This is a genomic window from Streptomyces sp. NBC_00358 (assembly GCF_036099295.1).
Classification (GTDB): domain Bacteria; phylum Actinomycetota; class Actinomycetes; order Streptomycetales; family Streptomycetaceae; genus Streptomyces.
This window is the reverse complement of the sequence record NZ_CP107976.1, coordinates 6,783,636-6,806,904: the sequence shown is the minus strand read 5'-3', so window position 1 is coordinate 6,806,904 and position 23,269 is coordinate 6,783,636. Positions and strand designations below refer to the sequence as shown.

The window sequence follows — 23,269 nt, the reverse complement described above, 5'->3', positions numbered from 1 at the left end:
ACCTTCACGAACGGCCTCGGGCCACTCGCCGCCGGGCCCGTCCGTCAGCAGCCGCCGGACGGGTACCTCACTCCCCGACGGGCGCGTGCTCCGTCGCGGTGCGCACATCGATCTCCCGCCAGAATCCGGCCCGGATCGCGTAGCGGTCGTGCTCGTCGATCTGGTCGTCCTTGTGCGCGAGCAGGCCGAAGCGGGCCGCGTAGCGCAGCAGCTCGCCGTCCACCCGGTGCGGGACCCGCGGGTACATCGCCGACAGCTTCTGCAGATGGCTCGGGTCGGTGAGGCGCCCCATCCAGCGGCGCGCGAACACCTGGCCGACCTCGTAGGGGTCGCCGCCGACGGTGGTGATGTCCTCCTCGCGGTCCGCCCACCGCTGCTCCGCGGAGGTGAGCTGGGCGAGGGTGGGCAGCGCGGCGGCCTCCGCGGACTCCATGGTGCCGCCGGGCCGGTCGACCCAGCCCTTGTCGGAGGACCAGCGCAGCGTCGCGTTGGTGGGGTGCTGGGCGGCCTGGGTGCCCGGTCCGCGGAGCGCGGCCAGGTCCTTGGGTGTAGGGACCCCCTTGGGGGTGGGCAACGGCTCCTGGGTGCCGTTCTGCGATTCGGCCGCCTGGTGGTGTTCGGCCTCCTGGACGGAGCGCTCGGCCGCCGCGGCGAGCGCCGACTCGGGCAGCGGCGCGGAGAGGATGGCGGCGATCTCCGGGCGCGGCACGGGCGAGGGGGCGCAGATCCCGCCGATCTCCTTGGCGCGGACCGCCTTGGTGATCCAGGCGCGGTCGAGCACCCGCCGCTCGTCGGCCTCGGCCACCAGGTCCTCGGACTGGTTGTAGTCGCCGTCCGCGGCCTGTACGGCCCACAGGTGTACGGCGACGCCGTGCTCCTTGGCGGCCATCATGCCCGGCAGCAGGTCCCCGTCGCCGGTCACGAGGACCACGTCGGAGCAGGCGCGGTTGCGTGCCAGTTCGGTCAGCTCGGCGTGCATGGCGGCGTCCACGCCCTTCTGCGCCCAGCGCCCGTCGCTGCGGGTCAGCGCGCCCAGGCGCACGGTCACCCGGGGCATCACGCGGAGCCTGCGGTGCTCCGGCTGCGGTACGCGGTCGGGGGCGCCGTCGAACCAGTAGATGCGCAGCAGGGGCCGCTCGGTGTCGGACTCGGCGCGCTCGCGAAGGCCCTGGATGAGGGCGGCGTGGTCGACGGTGATCCGGGATCGCGACGGCTCCCCGGCGAGGAGACTGGCGGCGGCCCCGAGCAGATACCCGGCGTCCACCAGGACGATGCAGCGGTCCACGCGATCCACCCTCTTTCCGGGAGGTTTGCTTCGGGCTTCCTTGGAGTCTGCCCGACCGTGCGGAGGTTAACGGCCGGAACTCGATCTTCGGCGTGGCGGATCGGGAGAACACCTACCGACAGGTCTTATTACGCACGGTAATTCTACGAAATGCGCCACTTGTCAGCGTATGTGAATCTGGTCGCGGCCCTGGCCCCTAGATCCCCTTCAGGAGGCAGATCACCATGGCCAAGAACAAGAATCGCAAGCAGGGCGGCCAGCAGGACCGCTCCTCGCAGGCCGAGCGTGCGCAGGAGCAGGCACAGCGGTCAGCGGCACAGGCACAGCAGTCGCCGATGTCGCAGGCCCAGGGCAGCCCCGCTGATGTTGCCCGTAAGCATCAGAGGCGCTTCGGCCACAACTGAGGCCGCCGCGCGGGCTGTTGAGGCCCAGGCACGCACCGAGGGGCGCATCCGTTACCGGATGCGCCCCTCGGTGCGTGGTCCGTGCCCGGGTCAGCCGGCCAGGCAGGACGGGCCGAGCAGCACCTTCAGGTCTCCGAAGAGCGCCGGGTCCGGCTTCACCCGGTGCCGGTCGAGTCGCAGCACGGTGGTCTTGCTCGGGCCCTGGAGCCGGATGCGGACCTCGCTCTCGCCCTTGTGGTGGCTGAGGATCTCGCCGAGGCGGCTGACCATGGGCGGAGTGACCTTCAGCGCCGGGATGGTGAGGATCACGGGTGCGTTGGTGCCCGCGTTCGACAGGTCCGGGACCTGGAGCTCCATCGCGACCAGGCGCGGCACGTCCTCGCGCTTGTCGAGGCGCCCCTTGACGAAGACGACCGCGTCCTCGACGAGCTGGGTCGACACCAGCTGGTAGGTCGCCGGGAAGAACATGCACTCCATGGAGCCCGCGAGGTCCTCCACGGTGGCGATCGCCCAGGCGTTGCCCTGCTTGGTCATCTTGCGCTGCAGGCCCGAGATGATGCCGCCGATGGTCACGACCGCGCCGTCCGCGTGCTCGCCCCCGGTCAGCTGGGAGATGCCCGCGTCCGCCTTGTCGGACAGGACGTGCTCCAGGCCGAAGAGCGGGTGGTCGGAGACGTACAGGCCGAGCATCTCCCGTTCCTGGGCGAGCAGGTAGACCTTGTCCCACTCGTCGGTGGTGAACTCCACGTCGAGTCCGAAGCCGGGCTCGCTGGTGTCCTCGTCGCCCATGCCGCCGAAGAGGTCGAACTGGCCCTCGGCCTCCTTGCGCTTGACCGCCACCACGTTGTCGATCATCGGCTCGAACTGCGCGGTGAGGCCCTTGCGGGTGTGCCCCATCGTGTCGAACGCGCCGGCCTTGATCAGGGATTCCGTGGTGCGCTTGTTGCAGGCGACCGCCTCGACCTTGTCGAGGTAGTCGGGGAAGGAGGCGTACTTCCCCTTGGCCTTGCGGCTGCGGATGATCGACTCCACCACGTTCGTACCGACGTTGCGGACGGCCGAGAGGCCGAAGAGGATCACGTCGTCGCCCTGGGCGGCGAAGTTCTGCTCCGACTCGTTCACGTTGGGCGGCAGCACCTTGATGCCCATGCGCCGGCACTCGTTCAGGTAGACGGCCGACTTGTCCTTGTCGTCCTTGACCGAGGTGAGCAGCGCGGCCATGTACTCGGCCGGGTAGTTCGCCTTCAGATAGCCGGTCCAGTACGAGACCAGTCCGTACGCGGCGGAGTGCGCCTTGTTGAAGGCGTAGCCGGCGAAGGGGACCAGTACGTCCCACAGGCCCTGGATCGCCTCGTCGCTGTAGTTGTTCTTGCGGGCGCCCTCCTGGAAGAGGACGAAGTTCTTCGCCAGCTCGTCGGGCTTCTTCTTGCCCATCACGCGGCGCAGGATGTCGGCCTCGCCGAGGGAGTACCCGGCGATGATCTGGGCGGCCTTCTGGACCTGCTCCTGGTACACGATCAGGCCGTAGGTGACGGCCAGCACCTCTTCGAGCGGCTTCTCCAGCTCCGGGTGGATCGGGGTGATCTCCTGGCGCTTGTTCTTGCGCTCCGCGTAGTTGATGTGCGAGTTCATGCCCATCGGGCCCGGCCGGTACAGGGCCGAGACGGCGGAGATGTCCTCGAAGTTGTCGGGCTGCATCTGGCGGAGCAGCGAGCGCATCGGGCCGCCGTCGAACTGGAAGACGCCGAGGGTGTCGCCGCGGCAGAGCAGTTCGAAGGTCTTGGGGTCGTCCAGCGGGAGGGCGAGCATCTCCAGGTCGACGCCCTTGTTGGCCTTCACCATCTTGATGGCGTCGTCCATGATCGTCAGGTTGCGCAGGCCGAGGAAGTCCATCTTCAGCAGGCCCAGCGACTCGCACTGGGGGTAGTCCCACTGGGTGATGGTCACGCCGTCGCTGTGCCGCACCCAGATGGGGGCGTGGTCGACGATGGGCTCGCTGGACATGATCACGCCGGCCGCGTGCACGCCCATCTGCCGGACCAGGCCCTCGACGCCCTTGGCGGTGTCGATGACCTTCTTCACGTCCGGCTCGTTCTCGTACATCCCGCGGATCTCGCCGGCCTCGCTGTAGCGGGGGTGCGAGGGGTCGGTGATGCCGTTCAGGTCGATGCCCTTGCCGAGGACGTCGGCGGGCATCGCCTTGGTGAGCCGGTCTCCCATGGCGTACGGGTAGCCCAGCACGCGCGCGGAGTCCTTGATGGCGTTCTTCGCCTTGATCTTGCCGTACGTGCCGATCATGGCGACCTTGTCGGCGCCGTACTTCTCGGTCACGTACCTGATCACCTCGACGCGCCGACGCTCGTCGAAGTCGATGTCGACGTCGGGCATGGAGACGCGCTCGGGGTTGAGGAACCGCTCGAAGATCAGGCCGTGCGGGATCGGGTCGAGGTCGGTGATGCCCATGGCGTACGCGACGATCGAGCCGGCCGCGGAACCACGTCCGGGGCCCACCGCGATGCCCTGCTTCTTGGCCCACATGATGAAGTCGGCGACGACGAGGAAGTACCCCGGGAACCCCATCTGGATGATGACGTCCATCTCGTACTCGGCCTGCTTCTGGCGGTCGTCGGGGACGCCGCCCGGGAAGCGGCGCTCCATGCCCAGGCGCACCTCCTCCTGGAACCAGGTGACCTCGGTGAAGCCGTCCGGGATGTCGAACTTCGGCATGAGGTTCTTCGCCTCGAACATGCCGGTGGTGTCGATCTGCTCGGCCACCAGGAGAGTGTTGGCGCAGCCCTCCTGCCAGGCGTCCGAGGAGTCGACGGCGTACATCTCGTCCGTCGTCTTCAGGTAGTAGCCGGTGCCGTCGAAGCGGAAGCGGTCCGGGTCGGAGAGGTTCTTGCCGGTCTGGATGCACAGCAGGGCGTCGTGGGCGGTCGCCTCGTGCGCGTACGTGTAGTGGGAGTCGTTCGTCACCAGGGGCGGGATGCCGAGCTTCTTGCCGATCTCCAGGAGTCCGTCGCGGACCCGGCGCTCGATCTCGATGCCGTGGTCCATCAGCTCCAGGAAGTAGCGGTCCTTGCCGAAGATGTCCTGGTACTCGGCGGCCGCCTTCAGGGCCTCGTCGAACTGGCCGAGGCGGAGCCTGGTCTGGAGCTCGCCGGAGGGGCAGCCGGTGGAGGCGATGAGCCCCTCCGACCACTTGGAGATCGTCTCCTTGTCCATCCGGGGCCACTTCTGGAGCCAGCCCTCGGCGTACGCGTCCGAGGAGAGCTTGAAGAGGTTGTGCAGGCCCGTCCGGTTCGACGCCCAGATCGTCTTGTGCGTGTAACCACCCGAACCGGACACGTCGTCGCGCTTCTGGTGCGGCTGACCCCACTGGATCTTGCGCTTGTTGCGCCGGGACTCCGGGGCGACGTACGCCTCGATGCCGATGATCGGGGTGACGCCCGCCTTCTTCGCCGTGTGGAAGAAGTCATAGGCCCCGTGGAGGTTGCCGTGGTCGCTCATCGCGATATGGGTCATGCCCATCTCGTTGCAGGCGTCGAACATGTCCTTGAGCCGCGCGGCACCGTCCAGCAGCGAGTACTGGGTGTGGACGTGCAGGTGCGTGAACGGCGGCTTCGACACGGTTTCGGCCTCCAGGAAGAACCATGGGTGACAGGCTGCGAACAGTCTGGGGGGTCAGCGTCGAAGTCTATGACGCGCGACTGACACTCCGCGGAGGATCATCCGTACCTTCATGCGGGGGCGCGGAATCCGGGTCGGCGTTCGCCGCCGGAACCCGGGCACTCCCGCGTATCTTCGTCCGTTGGAAGTGGACGGACCCTTTGTCCCGGGGGCGGCGCGTCCGTCCCGTCATGTCCCGCAGCACCTGCACCAGGAGGCACCCAGCGATGTCGGTCACGCAGCTCAGCGCCGAGCAACGCGGCGAGCAGATCCTCGCCGTCTTCGACACCGCCTTCGGCGAGCTCCTGGCCGCCGACCCGGCCGCGTTCCGTGTGAAGTTCCGCAAGATGGCGGCCTCCGCCTTCGCGTTCTACCGCGGCACCGCGGCGCTCTTCTACCACGACCTCGACCAGGACCGGCGGGGCGGCCCGTACCTGGACGAGCGCACCTCGCGCGTGTGGATCCACGGCGACCTGCACGCCGAGAACTTCGGCACGTACATGGACGCCCAGGGCCGTCTGATCTTCAACGTGAACGACTTCGACGAGGCCTATGTGGGCCCCTTCACCTGGGACCTCAAGCGCTTCGCCGCCTCCGTGGCCCTGATCGGCTACGCGAAGGCGCTCAGCGACGAGCAGATCACCGAGCTGGTGCGGGTGTACGCGGCCGCCTACCGCGAGCGCATCCACGCGCTGGCCACCGGCGCCAAGAGCGACGAGGTGCCGCCCTTCACCCTGGACACCGCCGAGGGCCCGCTCCTGGACGCGCTGCGCGACGCGCGCTCGCTGACCCGCTTCGGGCTGCTCGACTCCATGACGGAGATCCGCGACTTCGAGCGCCGCTTCGCGCCGGGCGGCGGCTCCATCGAGCTGGACGCCGCGACCCGCTACAAGGTCCTCGCGGCCTTCGACGGCTATCTGGAGACGCTTCCGGAGTCCTCGCTGACCCGCCCGGACTCGTACCGCGTGAAGGACGTCGTGGGCCGCCGGGGGATCGGCATCGGCTCGGCCGGCCTGCCGTCGTACAACATCCTTCTGGAGGGCAACAGCGACGCCCTGGAGAACGATGTGGTGATCTACATCAAGCAGGCCCAGACCCCGGCCGTGTCCCGGCACGTGACGGACTCCGCGATCCGCGGGTACTTCCAGCACGAGGGTCACCGCACGGTCATCTCGCAGCGCGCCCTGCAGGCGCACGCGGACCCGTGGCTGGGCTGGACCGAGCTGGACGGGGCGGGCCAGCTGGTCGCCGAGGTCTCGCCGTACGCGGTGGACCTGGACTGGGGCGACATCGACGACCCCGAGGAGATCGCCGCGGTCGTCGCGGACCTCGGCCGGTCCACCGCCACGATGCACGCGGCGGCGGACGACGAGAGCGGCCACTCGGAGCTGGTGCCGTTCTCCACGGAGCGGGCCATCGACGCGGCCATCGCGGCCGACGAGGACGGCTTCGCCGACCTCCTGGTGGACTTCGCGCACAGCTACGGCACCCGCGCGCGCGGTGACCACCAGATCTTCGTGGACCTGTTCCGCAACGGACGGATCCCGGGACTGTAGGACGCACGGCCGGTCGCGGGGCTGTGATCCACGCGACCGGCCGTCTCACAACGCTCCCGTAACGCACAGGAACCCTTTAGGGGACGCTTACGGGAGCACGTGGGAGACTCACCTCCGCTATGGACATATCCGGGACCCAGCTCAGAGCCGCGCGCGCGGCCGTGTTCACGGCCGTCGTCGTGACGCTCTCCGCCGCGTCGCACGTGCTGCTGTCCCGGGTGGCGCTGCCGCTGACCACCGTGGCCGCGATCACCGCCGCCGTGTTCGCGCTCTCCTTCGCGCTGGCGGGCCGTGAGCGGGGATTCGGCCGGATCGCCGCCCTGCTCGTCCCGCTGGAACTGGCCGCCGACACCGTGTTCACCACGGGCCAGCACGTCTGCTACGGCAGAGCGGGCGGCCCGGTGGCGGGTCCGCTGCGCTCGGTCGGCCTCGACGTGCTGTGCGGCGGCGGCAGCGTGGGCACCCCGCTGTCCCGGGTGACCGGCGGCGCCCCCGACCACGCCGCCTCGCTGCTCGCGAACACCGGTCCGGCCGCCGCCTGGCTGCTCCTCGGCGCGCATGTCACCGTCGGTCTGCTCGCCGCCGCCTGGCTGCGCCGCGGCGAGCGCGCCCTGGACCAGTTGCTGCGCGCGGCGGCCGCCTCGACCTTCCGGCCGCTGCTGCTCGCGGTCGCCGCGGTGACCGTACGGCTCGCCCCGGCCCGTCCGCTGCCGCGCACCGCGCGCCGGTCGGCCGCGGCCCGTACGCGCCTGTTCGTGCACTCCCTGGGACGACGCGGACCGCCCCGCCCGGCCGTTCTCGCCTGAGCGACGACTCCTGAGCCCGCCCCCGAGCACCGCTCCCGGGCCGCGGCTCGACCGCCACCGCTTCCGGGCGAGGCGTCTGAACGAACGTTCCCCAGAACAGCCCTGAGCACCAGCAGCCCCCCTTACGTATTCCGCGTACCACGTGTGCGCGTCCCCGATGGAGATCACCACTATGAGCAAGCGGAACAGCCAGGAGTCGAAGACGGCGGCGCGCGAGCGGCTGCGCCTCGAACGCGAGCGCCAGGCCAAGCGCGACAAGATCAAGCGCCAGGCGATCGTGGCCGGTTCCCTCGTCGCGGTCCTCGCGATAGCGGGCGGGATCGGCTACGCGGTCGTCCAGAACAACAAGCCGTCCCAGTGGGAGGCCGTCGCGAGCGACAAGGTGGTCGCCCCGGCCAACACCACGGGCAAGGACGGCACGACCGTCGTCTTCGGCAAGAGCACCGCGAAGAAGACCCTGAAGCTGTACGAGGACCCGCGCTGCCCGGTCTGCGCCCAGTTCGAGCAGACCGTCGGCACGACCGTCAAGAAGGACCTCGACGACGGCAAGTTCAAGATCCAGTACATCGGCGGCACGTTCCTCGACGGTGACTCCGACAAGAGCGGGAAGATCCAGATCGGTTCCCGCGGCGAGGGCTCGAAGAACGCGATGAGCGCCATGGGTGCCGCGCTGAACGTGAGCCAGGAAGCCTTCCTGGAGTACAAGAGCGCGCTCTACTCGGCGAAGTACCACCCCGACGAGACGACCGACAAGTTCAAGAGCGACGACTACCTGATCAAGGTGGCGAACACGGTCGACGCGCTCAAGAACAACACCGCGTTCCAGAAAGCCGTCAAGAACGGCACGTACGACGCCTGGGCGCTGGCCATGTCCGAGACGTGGAACACCAACAAGGACGGCGTCACCGGCACCCCGAGCCTCGTGATGAACGGCAAGCAGCTCACCGCCACGGGCGGCAACGTGCCCATGACGGTCGCCGACTTCACCACGGCGATCGACGCGGCCCTCAAGGCCTGACCGGCGCCGCCGTCGAGGTCCGTCCGGCCGTCGTGGAGGGCCCCGGGCCCTCCGCCGGCACGGGCGGGTGACGTGAGCGGGCCGTGTGGTCCGTGTGACCCGAGCGGCGAAAAGCCGAAGAGCGGGCGAACTTTTCCGGTTCGCCCGCTCTTGGCTTGTACTGCTCGGTAACCTCATCGCCCGTGACCAGTCGACAGAGATCATCCGATTTCGCGCGAGACCTCAACTCCCGCGCCCCGCGCCGCCGTACGGTCGTCAAGGCCGCGGCCGCCACCGCCGTCCTCGCCGCCCCGCTCGCGGCCGCCCTGCCCGCCCGCGCCGCCGAGGCGCCCGTGTTCCTGCACGGGGTCGCGTCCGGCGACCCGCTGCCCGACGGCATCCTGCTCTGGACCCGGGTGACACCCGACTCCCGGTCGATACCGGGCTCCGGACTGGGCGCGGACACCGAGGTGAGCTGGACCGTCGCCACGGACAAGGCGTTCACCACGATCGTCGCCAAGGGCTCCACCACCGCCACGGCCGCCTCCGACCACACCGTCAAGGCCGACATCCGCGGTCTGGCCCCGGCCACCGACTACTGGTTCCGCTTCTCGGCGGGCGGCACCGACTCACCGGCGGCGCGTACCCGCACCGCGCCGGCTGCGGACGCTGCCGTGCCGGGCCTGCGGTTCGGCGTGGTCTCCTGCGCCAACTGGGAGGCCGGCTACTTCTCGGCTTACCGTCACCTCGCGGCCCGGGGCGACCTGGACGCCTGGCTGCATCTCGGCGACTACATCTACGAGTACAAGTCGGGCGAGTACGGGACCCGCGGCACGGTCGTACGGCCGCACTCCCCCGCCAACGAGATCCTCACCCTCGCCGACTACCGCACCCGGCACGGCCGTTACAAGACCGACCCGGACCTTCAGGCCCTGCACCACAAGGCGCCCGTCGTCGCGATCTGGGACGACCACGAGTTCGCGGACAACTCCTGGTCGGGCGGCGCGGTCAACCACACGGAGGGCGCCGAGGGAGCCTGGACGGACCGTCAGGCCGCCGCGAAGCAGGCCTACTTCGAGTGGATGCCGGTCCGCCCGGCCATCGCCGGCACCACCTACCGCAGGCTGCGCTTCGGCAAGCTGGCCGACCTCGCGCTGCTCGACCTGCGCTCGTTCAGGTCGCAGCAGGCGTCCACGGCCAGCGGTTCGGTCGACGACCCGGACCGTACGATCACCGGCCGCGCCCAGCTCGACTGGCTGAAGTCCGGGCTCAAGTCCTCGGACACCACCTGGCGTCTGGTCGGCAACTCGGTGATGATCTCGCCGTTCGCGGTGGGCTCGCTCTCCGCCGACCTGCTCAAGCCGCTGGCCAAGCTGCTCGGTCTCCCGCAGGAGGGCATCGCCGTCAACACCGACCAGTGGGACGGCTACACCGACGACCGCCGCGAACTGCTCGCGCACCTGCGCTCCAACGCCATCCGCAACACGGTCTTCCTGACCGGTGACATCCACATGGCCTGGGCCAACGACGTGCCGGTGGACGCCGGTACGTACCCGCTGTCCCCCTCCGCCGCCACGGAGTTCGTGGTCACCTCGATGACCTCCGACAACCTCGACGACATCGTCAAGGTCCCCGAGGGCGTCGTCTCGGCCATCGCCTCACCGGTCATCCGCGCGGCCAACCGCCATGTCCACTGGGTCGACACCGACCGGCACGGCTTCGGCGTCCTGGACGTCACCGCCGACCGCGCGCAGATGGACTACTACGTGGTCTCCGACCGCACGGACCCGAACGCGACCTCGTCCTGGGTCCGTTCGTACCGCACGCGCAGCGGCACGCAGACGGTGGAGCGGACGTACGACCCCGTGTAGGTCCCCCACCAGGGGCCCCGAAGGCTCGGCGTCCGTCCGTGCGTCGGGCGGACGGGCCGGCCGCCGTCCGGGGCTCCGGTCACAGACTGTCGAGGAAGCCGAGCGCCACCTTCCAGGTGGCCTCGGCCGCCTCGGCGTCGTAGTCGGGCAGATCGGGGTCCGTGTAGAGGTGCCCGGCGCCCGCGTAACGGTGGATCTCCACGTCGGCGCCGGTTCGCTGCATCTGGAGATACCAGGCGCTCAGCCAGTCGTCCGTCTCGAACTGGTCCGGCTCGGCGACATGCAGCTGGACCGGCAGGTCGTCCACGGACGCGCTCTCGGCGATGTCCGACGTACCGTGCAGCAGGAGCAGCCCGCGGGCCTTCTCGTCGCCGAGCGCCAGGGTCTGGCCGATGGAGGCACCGAGGGAGAACCCGGCGTAGACCAGGCCGCGCTCGGAGTAGGGCGCGGCGGCCAGGACCGCCCGCTTGAGCAGCTCGTCCTTGCCGATCTCGTCGCAGAAGGCCATACCCTCCTCGACGGTCTCGAACGTGCGCCCCTCGAAGAGGTCGGGCGTCCACACCTCGTGTCCCGCGGCGCGCAGCCGGTCCGCCGCCGCGCGCACCGCCGGCCGGGGACCGTAGGTCGAGTGAAAGAGCATGATGTTCATGCGTCCCATTGTCCCCGTCACCCGACCCGGACAGCACCGGGCGACCGGGCCCGGACGATCGGGCTCCCGGGGCCGGATGATCAGAACTGGGCGGGCCCGCTGAAGGGGACTGCCCCCTGCCGGGGCGCGAGTCCCGGGCCCATGCCGGGCCGCAGACCCTGAGCCCGTGCCGGGTGACGGGGACGGCGGGTGGCGGGTGGCAGGTGGCAGGTGGCAGGTGGCAGGTGGCAGGTGGCAGGTGGCAGGGGCTGTCGCCCATGTGACGGAGACAACCCCCCGCCGGACGGCGGGGATACCCCGTTCCGCCCGGAGAACACATGTTCATGACGCCGATGGCCGGTTACGTTCTCAGGCATGGAGAACGTACTGCGCCCGGTGATCGTCGTCGGTGGCTCGGTCGTGCTCACGATGCTCATCGGGTGGTCCGTGGACCGCCTGTTGCGTCGGGCGGACGACCGGCACAGCGAGACCTCCCTGTGGGGTCTGCTCCGCCGCGGCCGAGTCCCCTTCCAGCTCGTCCTGTTCGCGGCCCTGCTCAGAGGCTCCTACGACCAGGCCGAGCTGCTGGTGGAGCATCGGATCGGCATCGGCCGGACCCTGACCCTGATCCTCATCGGCGCCGCCGCCTGGCTGGTGGTGAGCATCGCCACGGCGGTCGTCGACACCTCGTACAACCGCTACGCGAACGCGCACCGCGATCCGGCGCGGGTCCGCCGGGTCCGTACCCAGGTGGCGCTGATCCAACGGGTGGTCACCGCGGTCGTCGGCGTGGTCGCCATCGCCGCGATGCTGCTCACGTTCCCGGCGATGCGCGCGGCCGGGGCCTCGCTGCTGGCCTCCGCCGGAATCCTCGGCATCGTCGCCGGTGTCGCCGCCCAGTCCACGCTCGCGAACCTCTTCGCCGGGCTGCAGATCGCCTTCGGCGACATGGTGCGGCTGGGCGACACGGTGGTGGTCGACGGCGAGTGGGGTTCGGTCGAGGAGATCACCCTGACGTTCCTGACGGTACGGACGTGGGACGAGCGCCGGATCACCATGCCGGTCTCGTACTTCACGTCCAAGCCGTTCGAGAACTGGTCGCGCGGCACCCCTCAGATGACCGGCATCGTCTTCCTGCATCTCGACCACTCCGCCCCGGTGGAGGCGATGCGCGCGAAGCTGCGCGACATCCTGCGCGAGTGCCCCGCCTGGGACGGCCGCAACTACGGACTCGCCGTCACCGACTCGACGCCCAACACCATGCAGGTGCGGGCCCTGGTCACCGCGAAGGACGCCGACGACATCTGGACGGTACGGGTCACGGTCCGCGAGCAGCTGATCCGCTGGCTGACCGAACAGCACCCCTACGCGCTCCCCCGCGTCAACACCGCCGAGGGGGTGCTGCCTCCGGGGCGGACCTGGCACACGGGGCGCGCGGAGCCGGACGGCGCGGACGGTGCGGCGGCCCGCGCGAACCACGGCCGCCACGTCCACGAACCGCCCCGGACGGGCCCCGGCCGCGGCTGACGCCCCCGTTCCCGGTCCGCCGGACCGCCCGCCCCCGCGCAGGCCGCCGAGCGTGGCGGGCGTGACGGGCGCGGCGGGGCGCGGCGCCGGACCGCGAGCGGAGGTCGGCCGGAGCGGCGTGGGGTCAGCGGAGGCTACGTACGTCGAGGTGGCGCAGGACGCGGTCCACGATCTCCGGGTCGGCTCCGGGCTCGCTGCGCGCGGACAGCACCTCGTGCCGGGCCGCGCTCATCATCTCCCCCTGGATCCGCCGCATCCGCTTCATCCGCCTCACCCGCTGCAGGTGCGCGTCGCGCCGCTCCTCGTCCCCCATGTCGGGGCTGATCCGCACGCCGATCTCGAAGGCCCGGCGCAGCAGTTGCTCGGAGACCTCCTCCGGCAGCTCCTCCACCTCCTCGATCTCCCGCAGCCGCCGCTTCGCGGCCTTGGCGGCCCGTACCGCGAGCTCCTTCTCGAAGGCCTTCTCGACGTCCTCGTCGGCCCGCACCCCGAGCTTCCTGACCAGCCACGGCAGAGTGAGCCCCTGGATCACCAGGGTCGCCATGATCACCCCGAACGCGATGAACACGATCTCGTCCCGGTCGGGGAACGGCGCCCCGTCGTCCATCCTCAGCGGAATCGCGAGGGCCAGGGCCACGGAGGCGACCCCGCGCATCCCGGCCCACCACATGACCACGGTCTCCCGCCACGACGTCGGGATCTCCTCGTCGTAGTCCCGCTTGGCGTGCAGCCGCTTGGTGAGCCAGGTCGCGGGCAGCAGCCACGCCAGGCGTACGAGCACGACCACGACCACGATCGTGGCGGCCCAGCCGAGCAGCTCGCCCCACCGCCCCGCCGCCGTACGGATCGCGTTGTGCAGTTCGAGCCCGATGAGGCCGAAGGCGACGCCGGTGACGAGCGTGTCCACGACGTCCCAGACGGTCGACCCGGCGAGCCGGGTCATGACGTCGTCGGCGTCGGTGGCGTACTCCGCGAGGAACAGGGCGGTGGTGAGCACGGCGAGCACCCCTGACCCGTGGAGTTCCTCGGCCAGCACGTACGCGGCGTACGGCACCAGCAGGGTCAGGCCGATCTGGAGGGTGGCGTCGCCGACGATCGTCATCAGCCTGTTCGCCGCCCACCCGAGGGCGACTCCCATGACGAGCGCGACGACGGCGGAGAGGACGAGGTCGAGTCCGGCCCGCCACGGCGAGAAGCTCCCGCTGACCGCGGCGGCGATCGCCACGTGGTACAGCACGATGGCCGTCACGTCGTTGAAGAGCCCCTCGCCCTCCAGGATCGACACCAGGCGGCGCGGCAGCCCGAGCTGGCCCGCGACGGCGGTCGCCGCGACCGGGTCGGGGGGCGCCACCAGCGCGCCGAGCGCGAAGGCGGCGGCGAGCGGCAGGCCCGGCACGATCGAGCTCGCGACGGCCGCCACGGCCAGCGTGGTGACGAACACCAGCGCCACGGCGAGCAGGAAGATCGGGCGCTTGTTCGCGGCGAACTGTCTCCACGAGGTGCGCCGCACCGCGGCGTACAGCAGCGGCGGCAGCAGCGCGGGCAGGATGAACTCCGGCGGGATGTCCACGTTCGGGACGAAGTCCAGCACGGCCAGCACCATGCCGAGCAGGGTCATCAGGACCGGCGAGGGAAGCCCGAACCGCTCTCCCACCGGGACGCTGATCACGGCCCCGAGCAACAGCACGAACAGCAGGGCCAGCTGATCCACGGTCTGCACTCCGGCGGGGTCTAGACGATCAGAGTCGAACCAGACCTCAACATTGCCACGCCCCTAGCGGCAATCCCCGCTCACAGGGCCTTGCGCATCGCGCGGTGCGGCATTCCGGCGTCCGGGAACTCCGGCCCGTACGCCACGTATCCGAGCCGCTCGTAGAACCCGAGCGCGTGGGTCTGCGCGTGCAGGTCCACGGCGGTCAGGCCACGCGCGCGTCCCGCGTCCTCGATGGCGCGGACGAGCGCGGCGCCGACGCCGAGTCCGCGCGCCTCACGCGTCACGGCGAGCCGCCCGAGCGAGCCGACGGCCGGATCCCCGCCGGTCTTCGCGGCGGCCGCCCCGCCCTCCAGCAGCCGCCCGGTGCCGAGCGGTACGCCGTCCTCACGGACCGCCAGCACGTGCAGCGCACCGGGGTCGTAGGCGTCGTACTCGATGTCCTCGGGCACGCCCTGCTCACCGACGAAGACGTCCTTGCGCACCGCGAAGCAGGCCTCGCGGTCGGTGGTGTCCTCGGCGACGCGCACCGCGTACGCGGAGCCCCGCACCGCGGGGGAGGCGGTGGCCGCCCCGTCCGGACCGCCGCTCACGCGTTGCTCTCCTCGCGGACCTTGTCGAGCGCCTTCTGCAGGTCCTCGGGGTAGTCGCTCTCGAACTCCACCCAGCGCCCGTCCCCCGGGTGCTCGAAGCCGAGCCGCACCGCGTGCAGCCACTGGCGGGTGATGCCGAGCCGCTTGGCGAGGGTGGGGTCCGCCCCGTAGGTCAGGTCGCCGACGCAGGGGTGGCGGTGGGCTGCCATGTGGACGCGGATCTGGTGGGTGCGCCCGGTCTCCAGTTTGATGTCGAGCAGGGAGGCGGCACGGAACGCCTCGACCAGGTCGTAGTGGGTGACCGAGGGCTTGCCCTCGGCCGTGACCGCCCACTTGTAGTCGTGGTTCGGGTGGCGTCCGATGGGGGCGTCGATGGTGCCGCTGGTCGGGTCCGGGTGGCCCTGCACGAGCGCGTGGTAGCGCTTGTCGACCGTGCGCTCCTTGAACTGCCGCTTGAGCGAGGTGTACGCGTACTCCGACTTGGCGACCGTCATCAGGCCCGAGGTGCCGACGTCGAGGCGGTGCACGATGCCCTGGCGCTCCGCGGCGCCGGAGGTCGAGATCCGGTAGCCGGCGGCCGCGAGACCGCCGATGACGGTCGGTCCCGACCAGCCGGGGCTGGGGTGCGCGGCCACGCCGACGGGCTTGACGATCACGAGCACGTCGTCGTCGTCATGGATGATCTCCATGCCCTCGACGTGCTCGGCGACGATCTGTACGGGCGCGGGGGCCCCGGGCATCTCGACCTCGAGCCAGGCGCCGCCGTGCACCCGCTCGGACTTGCCGACCACCGAGCCGTCGACCGAGACCTTCCCCGCCGCGGCGAGCTCTGCGGCCTTGGTACGGGAGAAGCCCAGCATGCGGGAGATGGCGGCGTCGACACGCTCGCCCTCCAGGCCGTCGGGCACGGGCAGGGTGCGGATCTCGGGAACGGTGCTCACCCGTCGAGTATGCCGGACGGCTCGGACACCGCCGGACCACGGCCCGAACGCCAGTGCACGGCAGGCACCACCGGGCTGCCCGTACGCGGGCCGTGAGCGCCCGGCCCACGGCCCGTCCGACGGCCTCTGCCCGACGGCCCGGACGTCGGCCTTTGTGGGCCGTGTCTCAGTGCCTGCGGACCCTGTCTCAGTGCCTGCGGGCCGTGTCTCAGTCCTTGTGGACCGTGCCGTCCGGGTCGAGGCCCCGGAAGGACAGCAGCACGATCAGGATGCCGCCGCAGACGATCGCCGAGTCGGCGAGGTTGAAGACGGCGAAGTGCTTGGGCGCGATGAAGTCCACGACCGCGCCCTGGAAGACGCCGGGCGAGCGGAAGATCCGGTCGGTCAGGTTGCCGAGCGCGCCGCCCAGCAGCAGGCCCAGGGCGATGGCCCACGGCACGCTGTAGAGCTTGCGGGCGAGCCGGGCGATGACGACGATCACCGCCGCCGCGATCACCGTGAAGATGATCGTGAACGCCTGGCCGAAGCCGAAGGCGGCGCCCGCGTTGCGGATCGCCTCGAACTTCAGCCAGTCCCCGATGATCTCGATCGAGTCGTGGTGCTCCAGCTTCGCCACCACGATCATCTTGCTGACCAGATCCAGGGCGTACGCCAGCACGGCCACCGTGAAGAGCACGGCGATCCGGCGCTTGCCCCTGGGCCGCTCGGCCGCCGCCGGCGCGTCGGCGCCGGAGCGGTCGCCGGACGCCGCGTTCCCGTCGGACTGCCCCGGATCGGCCCCCGCCGCCCCTGGAATGTCCGGCGTACCGATGATGCGCTCCGCCTCTGCCACGTGAGTGAGTCCCTCGACCTAGGTTCCTGACTGAGGACGAGGGTACGTCACCCGCTCGCGGGCCCAGGTGCTCCGGAGCGGTCCCGGGCCGCGAGGTGGCCGCGCTCGCGCGCGGCACCCGGGACTCAGTGCCTGCGTTCTTGCTTCTGCTTGCACTCGACGCACAGAGTGGCGCGTGGGAAGGCCTGCATCCGGGCCTTGCCGATGGGGTCTCCGCAGTTCTCGCAGAGCCCGTAGGTGCCCGTGTCGAGGCGGTCCAGGGCGCGCTCGGTCTGCTCCAGCATTTCGCGCGCGTTCGAGTTGAGTGCCATCTCGTGCTCGCGTGTGATGTTTTTCGTACCGGTGTCCGCCTGGTCGTCGCCCGCGCCGTCGCCGGAGTCCCGCATCAGGCCCGCCAGGGCCTCCTCGGACGACGTGATCTCGGTGCGCAGCCGCAGCGCCTCGGACTGGAGCTCCGCGCGCGCCTCCCCGACCTCCTCCGGGGTCCAGGGGTCCTCCCCCGGGCGCACCGCGAGCTCGCCGGGCTCCGCCGCGGCGAGCCTCGCCTTGGGGAGCGCGGTGGCCTTCTTCGCGGCCGTGGCCGTGCCAGGAGTCTTCTTCGCAACCACCGTCGTGGCTCCCGTCGTCTTCGCGGCCTCGACCGCGTCCTGGGCCGCGGAAGCGGCCGTCTTCTTGGCCGTGCTGGTGCTCTTCGTGGCGGTGGACTTCCTGGCCGCGGGCTTCCGCGCGGCCGGTGCCGCCTTCTTCGTGGCCTTCTTGGCGGCCGTCTTCTTGGCCGCGCTCTTCGTGGACGCGGTCTTCCTGGACGCCGATTTCGTGGCGGCCGTCTTCGGGAGCGTCGTTTCGGCTGTCGCGGGGGCCGCCTGCGCGTTCTTGTTCCCACCCTCGTCCTGGGCCGCCGCACTCGTGGATCTGCCGGACGCCGACTGCTGTACGGCGGTCTTCTTCGCCACCATGGCCGCGGCCCCTTCACATATTGTGATCTTGCTCGCGAATCGTGCTGGGACGATAAATCGACTTCTGTCCCGCGGCAACGGGGCCCGCCCACGATTCGCCCGCCTCGCGAGCCCCGCGCGGCGAGTCTGCATGCGTTGTGCCCAGCTCCCCGCCGGGTAATCCGCCGGACCCGGCGTCCCGCGATCCGGACGCGCGCGCCTCGCCATTCGGGTCATGCCGCAGGCCACGGCGGGGCCCGGGAAAACCGGTCGGCCGCCGTCCCCGGTGCCCCGTACACTGGGCGGAGCGAGAAGCGTGGATGGGGACGAGTAGCGGCGTACGCGGCCAGGAGCGACCCGGGGACGGTGGAAGCCCGGGGGCGAGCGCGACGTGAAGATCACCCCGGAGCCGCCGGCAGAACACCCCGCAGGGGCCAGTAGACCCGGTATCGCGACCCCAATGAGGGGGCTCACTGATGCGAAAGGCGCATCGGGGAGCCAAGGAGGGTGGTACCGCGGGAGCGCGCCGCACACGGCGTCCGTAGCAACACGGCTCTCGTCCCTCCGACGGAAGGCAGAAAGTCCGTTGGAGGAAGCTCGCCGATGACAGCGCCGACGTACCGCCAGGTGCCCGCCCAGATCGACCTGCCCGCCCTCGAGCACGCCGTGCTCGACTTCTGGCGCGAGCAGAAGATCTTCGCCAAGAGCCTTGAGCTGTCCGAGGGCCGGCCGGAGTGGGTGTTCTACGAAGGTCCGCCCACCGCCAATGGCATGCCGGGCGCCCACCACATCGAGGCGCGCGTCTTCAAGGACGTCTTCCCGCGCTTCCGCACCATGCGCGGCTACCACGTGGGCCGCAAGGCCGGCTGGGACTGCCACGGCCTCCCGGTGGAGCTCGCGGTCGAGAAGGAGCTCGGCTTCACCGGCAAGCAGGACATCGAGGCGTACGGCATCGCCGAGTTCAACGACCGGTGCCGCCAGTCCGTGACCCGCCACACCGACGCGTTCACCGAGCTGACGAACCGCATGGGCTACTGGGTCGACCTCGACGACGCCTACCGGACCATGGACCCCGAGTACATCGAGTCCGTGTGGTGGTCGCTCAAGGAGATCTTCAACAAGGGCCTGCTGGTCCAGGACTACCGCGTGGCGCCCTGGTGCCCGCGCGACGAGACGGGCCTGTCGGACCACGAGCTGGCCCAGGGCTACGAGACCATCGTCGACCCCTCCGTGTACGTCCGTTTCCCGCTCACCTCCGGTCCGCTGGCCGGCCGGGCCGCGCTCCTGGTGTGGACGACCACGCCGTGGACGCTGGTCTCCAACACCGCGGTCGCCGCCCACCCCGGCGTCACCTACGTCGTCGTGACGAACGGCGATGAGCAGCTCGTCGTCGCGCAGCCGCTCGTGGAGAAGGCGCTCGGCGAGGGCTGGGAGGCCACCGGCGAGTCCTTCACGGGTGCCGAGATGGAGCGCTGGACGTATCAACGTCCGTTCGAGCTCATCGAGTTCCCCGAGCCCGCCCACTACGTCGTCAACGCCGAGTACGTGACGACCGAGGACGGTACGGGTCTGGTCCACCAGTCCCCCGCCTTCGGCGAGGACGACCTCAAGGTCTGCCGCTCGTACGGCCTTCCGGTGGTGAACCCGATCCGCCCGAACGGCACCTTCGAGGAGAGCGTCCCGCTCGTGGGCGGCATCTTCTTCAAGAAGGCGGACGAAAAGCTCACCGAGGACCTCCAGAACCGCGGCCTGCTCTTCAAGCACGTCCCGTACGAGCACAGTTACCCGCACTGCTGGCGCTGCCACACCGCGCTCCTGTACTACGCGCAGCCGTCCTGGTACATCCGCACGACGGCCGTCAAGGACCGCCTCCTGGAGGAGAACGAGGGGACCAACTGGTTCCCGGAGTCGGTCAAGCACGGCCGCTTCGGCGACTGGCTGAACAACAACATCGACTGGGCGCTCTCGCGCAGCCGCTACTGGGGTACCCCGCTCCCGCTGTGGACCTGCGAGGAGGGCCACATCACCTGTGTCGGCTCGCGCGCGGAGCTGTCCGAGCTGACCGGCACCGACCAGTCGGAGCTGGACCCGCACCGCCCGTACATCGACGCGGTGACCTTCCCGTGCCCGCAGGACGGCTGCGGTCTGACCGCGACCCGCGTGCCCGAGGTCATCGACGCCTGGTACGACTCGGGTTCGATGCCGTTCGCGCAGTGGGGCTACCCGTACAAGAACAAGGAGATCTTCGAGAGCCGGTACCCGGCGCAGTTCATCTCCGAGGCCATCGACCAGACGCGCGGCTGGTTCTACACGCTGATGGCCGTCGGCACCCTGGTGTTCGACAAGTCCTCGTACGAGAACGTCGTCTGCCTCGGCCACATCCTCGCCGAGGACGGCCGCAAGATGTCCAAGCACCTGGGCAACATCCTCCAGCCGATCCCGCTGATGGACCAGCACGGCGCGGACGCGGTGCGCTGGTTCATGGCGGCCGGCGGCTCCCCGTGGGCGGCCCGGCGCGTGGGTCACGGCACCATCCAGGAGGTCGTCCGCAAGACGCTCCTCACCTACTGGAACACCGTCGCCTTCCAGGCGCTGTACGCCCGCACCTCCAACTGGGCTCCCAGCGCGGCCGATCCGGCCCCGGCGGACCGTCCGGTGCTGGACCGCTGGCTGCTCTCCGAACTCCACGCGCTCACCGACCAGGTGACGCAGGCCCTGGAGGCGTACGACACCCAGCGTGCCGGAAAGCTCCTGTCGGCGTTCGTCGACGACCTCTCGAACTGGTACGTCCGCCGCTCCCGCCGCCGCTTCTGGCAGGGCGACAAGGCCGCGCTGCGCACGCTGCACGAGGTCGTGGAGACGGTCACGCGGCTGATGGCCCCGCTGACCCCGTTCATCACCGAGCGGGTCTGGCAGGACCTGGTCGTCCCGGTCTCCCCGGACGCCCCTGAGTCCGTGCACCTGTCGTCCTGGCCGGAGGCGGACCTGTCCGTCATCGACCCTGAGCTGTCGCGCCAGATGGTGCTGGTGCGCCGGCTCGTGGAGCTCGGGCGGGCCACGCGCGCGGAGTCGGGCGTCAAGACCCGTCAGCCGCTGTCGCGCGCGCTGATCGCCGCGACCGGCTTCGCGACGCTCGACCCCGAGCTGCACGCGCAGATCACCGAGGAGCTGAACGTGAGTTCGCTCGCCTCACTCTCCGAGGTCGGCGGCTCACTGGTCGACACCACGGCGAAGGCGAACTTCCGCGCGCTGGGCAAGCGCTTCGGCAAGGGCGTCCAGGATGTGGCGAAGGCCATCGCCGGGGCCGATGCCGCCGCGCTCTCCCTCGCCCTGCGTGAGGGCACGGCGTCGGTCGGGGTCGGCGGCGAGACCGTGACCCTGGCCCCCGACGAGGTCATCATCACGGAGACCCCGCGCGAGGGCTGGTCGGTGGCCTCGGACTCCGGCGCGACCGTCGCCCTCGACCTGGAGATCACCGAGGAACTGCGGCAGGCGGGCCTCGCCCGTGACGCGATCCGGCTGATCCAGGAGGCCCGCAAGAACAGCGGCCTCGACGTCGCCGACCGCATCGCGCTCCGCTGGACCTCCACGGACCCGGCGGTCGTCGCGGCGCTCGGCGAGCACGCCGGTCTCATCGCCGACGAGGTCCTGGCCACGGACTTCGCCCAGGGTGAGGCCGACGGCGCCTACGGGGAGCCGTTCACGGACGAGGGCCTGTCCCTGGTGTTCCGCCTCCGCAAGGCGTAACGAGGACCGCACACCGGCACGGAAGGCCCGGGGCCGCCAGGAAATCCTGGCGGCCCCGGGCCTTCCGCTTCCGGCGCCCGGCCTCGGGTGCCCCGGCCTTCACCAGGGCCCCGTCCCGAGGCGCCGGCGCCGGGCACACCCCGTACGAGCGGCCGGGGCGCCCTGGTCCCGGGGACCGCCGCTCCCCGCACGTGCGGGCCGCCGCATCACGCCCCGGCCGCCTGCGCGCCCCGTACGAGCGGGCGGGCCCGGCTCGTCGAGCAGGAGCCCACGCACCCCCGCGAACGCCCTCTGGGCCCCGTACGAGCCCCTGGTGGCCCGCGCCCACGCAAAAGGGCGGGGCCCCCGGAGATCTCCGGGGGCCCCGCCCTGAACGCTGCCGACGCCTAAGGCGTGTTCACGGCCGTCAGTTGTCGTCCTCGTCGATGAGGAACCCGCGCATCGGCGAGGGCGCCTGCTGCATCGGCGACGGGCCCTGGGGCCGCACCGGAGCCATCGGCTGGGTCATCGCGGGAGACATCTGCTGCTGGCCGCCGTACGACGGTCCGCCCTGCGACGGTCCGCCCATGCCACCGCCCATGCCCGGGTTGCCGCCGTAGGACGGCGCACCGGCGCCTGCGGGGGCCATCGAGGGCGAGGAGGACGACGGCAGGGACGCCGCGGCCGGGGTGCGCGGCGGGGCGAGCGAGTCGTCCGCCTGCGTCTCCAGCTGGCGCAGCTGCGACTCCAGGTAGGACTTCAGACGCGTGCGGTACTCGCGCTCGAAGCCGCGCAGGTCCTCGACCTTGCGCTCCAACGTGGCGCGGGCGGACTCCAGGGAGCCCATCGCGACGCGGTGCTTCTCCTGCGCGTCCCGCTCCAGGGCGTCGGCCTTGGCACGGGCGTCGCGCTCCAGACCCTCGGCGCGGCTACGGGCCTCGCCGACGATCTTGTTCGCCTCGGAGCGGGCCTCGGCGATCGCCTGGTCGGCGGTCTGCTGAGCCAGCGAGAGGACACGCGCGGCGCTGTCGCCACCGGGGCCCTGCTGCGGCATCTGCTGACCGTGACCGCCCATGGGGCCACCCATGGGACCGCCCATGGGGCCACCCATCGGGCCGCCCATCTGCTGCATCTGCTGCATCTGGCCGGGGCCCTGGCCCATCGGACCTTGACCCATGGGGCCCTGGCCCATCGGACCCTGACCCATCGGACCCTGACCCATGGGGCCCTGGCCCATCGGACCCTGGCCCATCGGACCCTGACCCATGGGGCCCTGGCCCATCGGACCCTGACCCATCGGACCCTGACCCATGGGGCCCTGGCCCATCGGACCCTGACCCATCGGGCCCTGGCCCTGCTGGCCGCCCTGGCCGCTGGGGCCCGCGGGCAGCTGCGGCGCACCGCTCGGCAGCTGGGGCGGGCCACCCATGGGGCCACCCATGCCTTGCGGCGGACCCGATATGCCGGCGGGCACAGGAGCGCCGGGCCCACGCATACCCTGCGGCGGGCCCTGCTGGTCCTGCTGCTCGGGCGGCTTGCGCATACCCTGCTGCTGCTGGTTCTGTGCGGCCGCGCGCGTGGCAGCGGCCAGCTTGGCGCGCAGGTCCTCGTTCTCGCGGAGCAGGCGAGTCAGTTCGGCTTCGACCTCGTCGAGGAAGGCATCGACCTCGTCCTCGTCATAGCCTTCTCGGAGGCGGACGGTCGTGAACTGTTTGTTCCGCACGTCCTCGGGGGTCAACGGCATCTCTTCACCTCAACGTAGTCGTCGGCATTCGGCAAGACCGTATC

16 protein-coding genes are annotated in these 23,269 nt (G+C 70.8%); 7 read left to right on the top strand and 9 right to left on the bottom strand.

What is annotated here, in order from left to right; genetic code table 11:
* Window positions 1–67 precede the first annotated feature (67 nt).
* On the bottom strand, window positions 68–1,285 hold the full coding sequence (locus tag OHT01_RS28965) for an NYN domain-containing protein (RefSeq protein ID WP_328556047.1): 1,218 nt from the start codon (window positions 1,283–1,285) through the stop codon (window positions 68–70).
* Window positions 1,286–1,509: 224 nt separating this feature from the next.
* Between OHT01_RS28965 and OHT01_RS28960 the strand changes: the two genes are divergently transcribed.
* Window positions 1,510–1,689: a hypothetical protein gene (locus OHT01_RS28960; RefSeq protein ID WP_328556046.1), complete on the top strand. Its 180-nt coding sequence runs from the start codon at window positions 1,510–1,512 to the stop codon at window positions 1,687–1,689.
* Window positions 1,690–1,779: 90 nt separating this feature from the next.
* On the opposite strand, the gene dnaE is transcribed toward OHT01_RS28960, so the two are convergent.
* Window positions 1,780–5,319 (bottom strand): DNA polymerase III subunit alpha, encoded by a 3,540-nt coding sequence (gene dnaE, locus OHT01_RS28955; protein WP_328556045.1) that lies wholly within the window; start codon window positions 5,317–5,319, stop codon window positions 1,780–1,782.
* A gap of 266 nt (window positions 5,320–5,585) precedes the next feature.
* Here dnaE and OHT01_RS28950 point away from each other — a divergent pair, with 266 nt between their 5' ends.
* The 4 genes from OHT01_RS28950 (at window position 5,586) to OHT01_RS28935 (ending at window position 10,588) form a co-directional block, all read left to right on the top strand.
* A complete protein-coding gene (locus OHT01_RS28950) occupies window positions 5,586–6,914 on the top strand; it encodes a DUF2252 domain-containing protein (RefSeq protein WP_328556044.1) in 1,329 nt (442 codons plus the stop codon).
* Window positions 6,915–7,033: 119 nt separating this feature from the next.
* On the top strand, window positions 7,034–7,720 hold the full coding sequence (locus tag OHT01_RS28945) for a hypothetical protein (protein ID WP_328556043.1): 687 nt from the start codon (window positions 7,034–7,036) through the stop codon (window positions 7,718–7,720).
* A 172-nt stretch (window positions 7,721–7,892) separates the two neighbouring features.
* Window positions 7,893–8,738 carry a thioredoxin domain-containing protein gene (locus OHT01_RS28940; RefSeq protein WP_328556042.1) on the top strand — a complete coding sequence of 282 codons (846 nt, stop codon included), beginning with the start codon at window positions 7,893–7,895 and terminating at the stop codon, window positions 8,736–8,738.
* A gap of 182 nt (window positions 8,739–8,920) precedes the next feature.
* A complete protein-coding gene (locus OHT01_RS28935) occupies window positions 8,921–10,588 on the top strand; it encodes an alkaline phosphatase D family protein (RefSeq protein WP_328556041.1) in 1,668 nt (555 codons plus the stop codon).
* A gap of 79 nt (window positions 10,589–10,667) precedes the next feature.
* Here OHT01_RS28935 and OHT01_RS28930 read toward each other — a convergent pair whose 3' ends face one another.
* On the bottom strand, window positions 10,668–11,237 hold the full coding sequence (locus OHT01_RS28930; RefSeq protein ID WP_328556040.1) for a dienelactone hydrolase family protein: 570 nt from the start codon (window positions 11,235–11,237) through the stop codon (window positions 10,668–10,670).
* A gap of 354 nt (window positions 11,238–11,591) precedes the next feature.
* On the opposite strand from OHT01_RS28930, the gene OHT01_RS28925 reads away from it, so the two are divergent.
* Window positions 11,592–12,743: a mechanosensitive ion channel family protein gene (locus tag OHT01_RS28925; protein WP_328556039.1), complete on the top strand. Its 1,152-nt coding sequence runs from the start codon at window positions 11,592–11,594 to the stop codon at window positions 12,741–12,743.
* Between the two features lie 124 nt (window positions 12,744–12,867).
* Here OHT01_RS28925 and OHT01_RS28920 read toward each other — a convergent pair whose 3' ends face one another.
* From OHT01_RS28920 to OHT01_RS28900, 5 genes are all read right to left on the bottom strand, one after another.
* Entirely contained in the window at window positions 12,868–14,454 is a 1,587-nt protein-coding gene (locus OHT01_RS28920) for a Na+/H+ antiporter (RefSeq protein ID WP_328556038.1), read from the bottom strand.
* An 80-nt stretch (window positions 14,455–14,534) separates the two neighbouring features.
* Entirely contained in the window at window positions 14,535–15,005 is a 471-nt protein-coding gene (locus OHT01_RS28915; RefSeq protein WP_328558308.1) for a GNAT family N-acetyltransferase, read from the bottom strand.
* A 38-nt stretch (window positions 15,006–15,043) separates the two neighbouring features.
* A complete protein-coding gene (locus OHT01_RS28910; RefSeq protein ID WP_328556037.1) occupies window positions 15,044–15,988 on the bottom strand; it encodes an RluA family pseudouridine synthase in 945 nt (314 codons plus the stop codon).
* Window positions 15,989–16,196: 208 nt separating this feature from the next.
* Window positions 16,197–16,820, bottom strand: a complete 624-nt coding sequence (gene lspA / locus OHT01_RS28905) for a signal peptidase II (protein WP_328556036.1) — start codon at window positions 16,818–16,820, stop codon at window positions 16,197–16,199.
* Between the two features lie 125 nt (window positions 16,821–16,945).
* On the bottom strand, window positions 16,946–17,776 hold the full coding sequence (locus OHT01_RS28900) for a TraR/DksA family transcriptional regulator (protein WP_328556035.1): 831 nt from the start codon (window positions 17,774–17,776) through the stop codon (window positions 16,946–16,948).
* A gap of 582 nt (window positions 17,777–18,358) precedes the next feature.
* On the opposite strand from OHT01_RS28900, the gene ileS reads away from it, so the two are divergent.
* Window positions 18,359–21,502: an isoleucine--tRNA ligase gene (ileS, locus tag OHT01_RS28895; protein WP_328556034.1), complete on the top strand. Its 3,144-nt coding sequence runs from the start codon at window positions 18,359–18,361 to the stop codon at window positions 21,500–21,502.
* Window positions 21,503–21,908: 406 nt separating this feature from the next.
* On the opposite strand, the gene OHT01_RS28890 is transcribed toward ileS, so the two are convergent.
* Complete coding sequence (locus OHT01_RS28890; protein WP_328556033.1) at window positions 21,909–23,225, bottom strand: DivIVA domain-containing protein; 1,317 nt, start codon at window positions 23,223–23,225, stop codon at window positions 21,909–21,911.
* Window positions 23,226–23,269: the final 44 nt, after the last annotated feature.

Coding starts and splice junctions, on each gene's coding strand:
- OHT01_RS28960 (WP_328556046.1), top strand. CDS start 1,510: ATGGCCAAGAACAAGAATCGCAAGCAGGGCGGCCAGCAGGACCGCTCC.
- OHT01_RS28945 (WP_328556043.1), top strand. CDS start 7,034: ATGGACATATCCGGGACCCAGCTCAGAGCCGCGCGCGCGGCCGTGTTC.
- OHT01_RS28900 (WP_328556035.1), bottom strand. CDS start 17,776: ATGGTGGCGAAGAAGACCGCCGTACAGCAGTCGGCGTCCGGCAGATCC.
- OHT01_RS28890 (WP_328556033.1), bottom strand. CDS start 23,225: ATGCCGTTGACCCCCGAGGACGTGCGGAACAAACAGTTCACGACCGTC.
- OHT01_RS28940 (WP_328556042.1), top strand. CDS start 7,893: ATGAGCAAGCGGAACAGCCAGGAGTCGAAGACGGCGGCGCGCGAGCGG.
- OHT01_RS28930 (WP_328556040.1), bottom strand. CDS start 11,237: ATGAACATCATGCTCTTTCACTCGACCTACGGTCCCCGGCCGGCGGTG.
- OHT01_RS28950 (WP_328556044.1), top strand. CDS start 5,586: ATGTCGGTCACGCAGCTCAGCGCCGAGCAACGCGGCGAGCAGATCCTC.
- OHT01_RS28925 (WP_328556039.1), top strand. CDS start 11,592: ATGGAGAACGTACTGCGCCCGGTGATCGTCGTCGGTGGCTCGGTCGTG.
- ileS (WP_328556034.1), top strand. CDS start 18,359: ATGACAGCGCCGACGTACCGCCAGGTGCCCGCCCAGATCGACCTGCCC.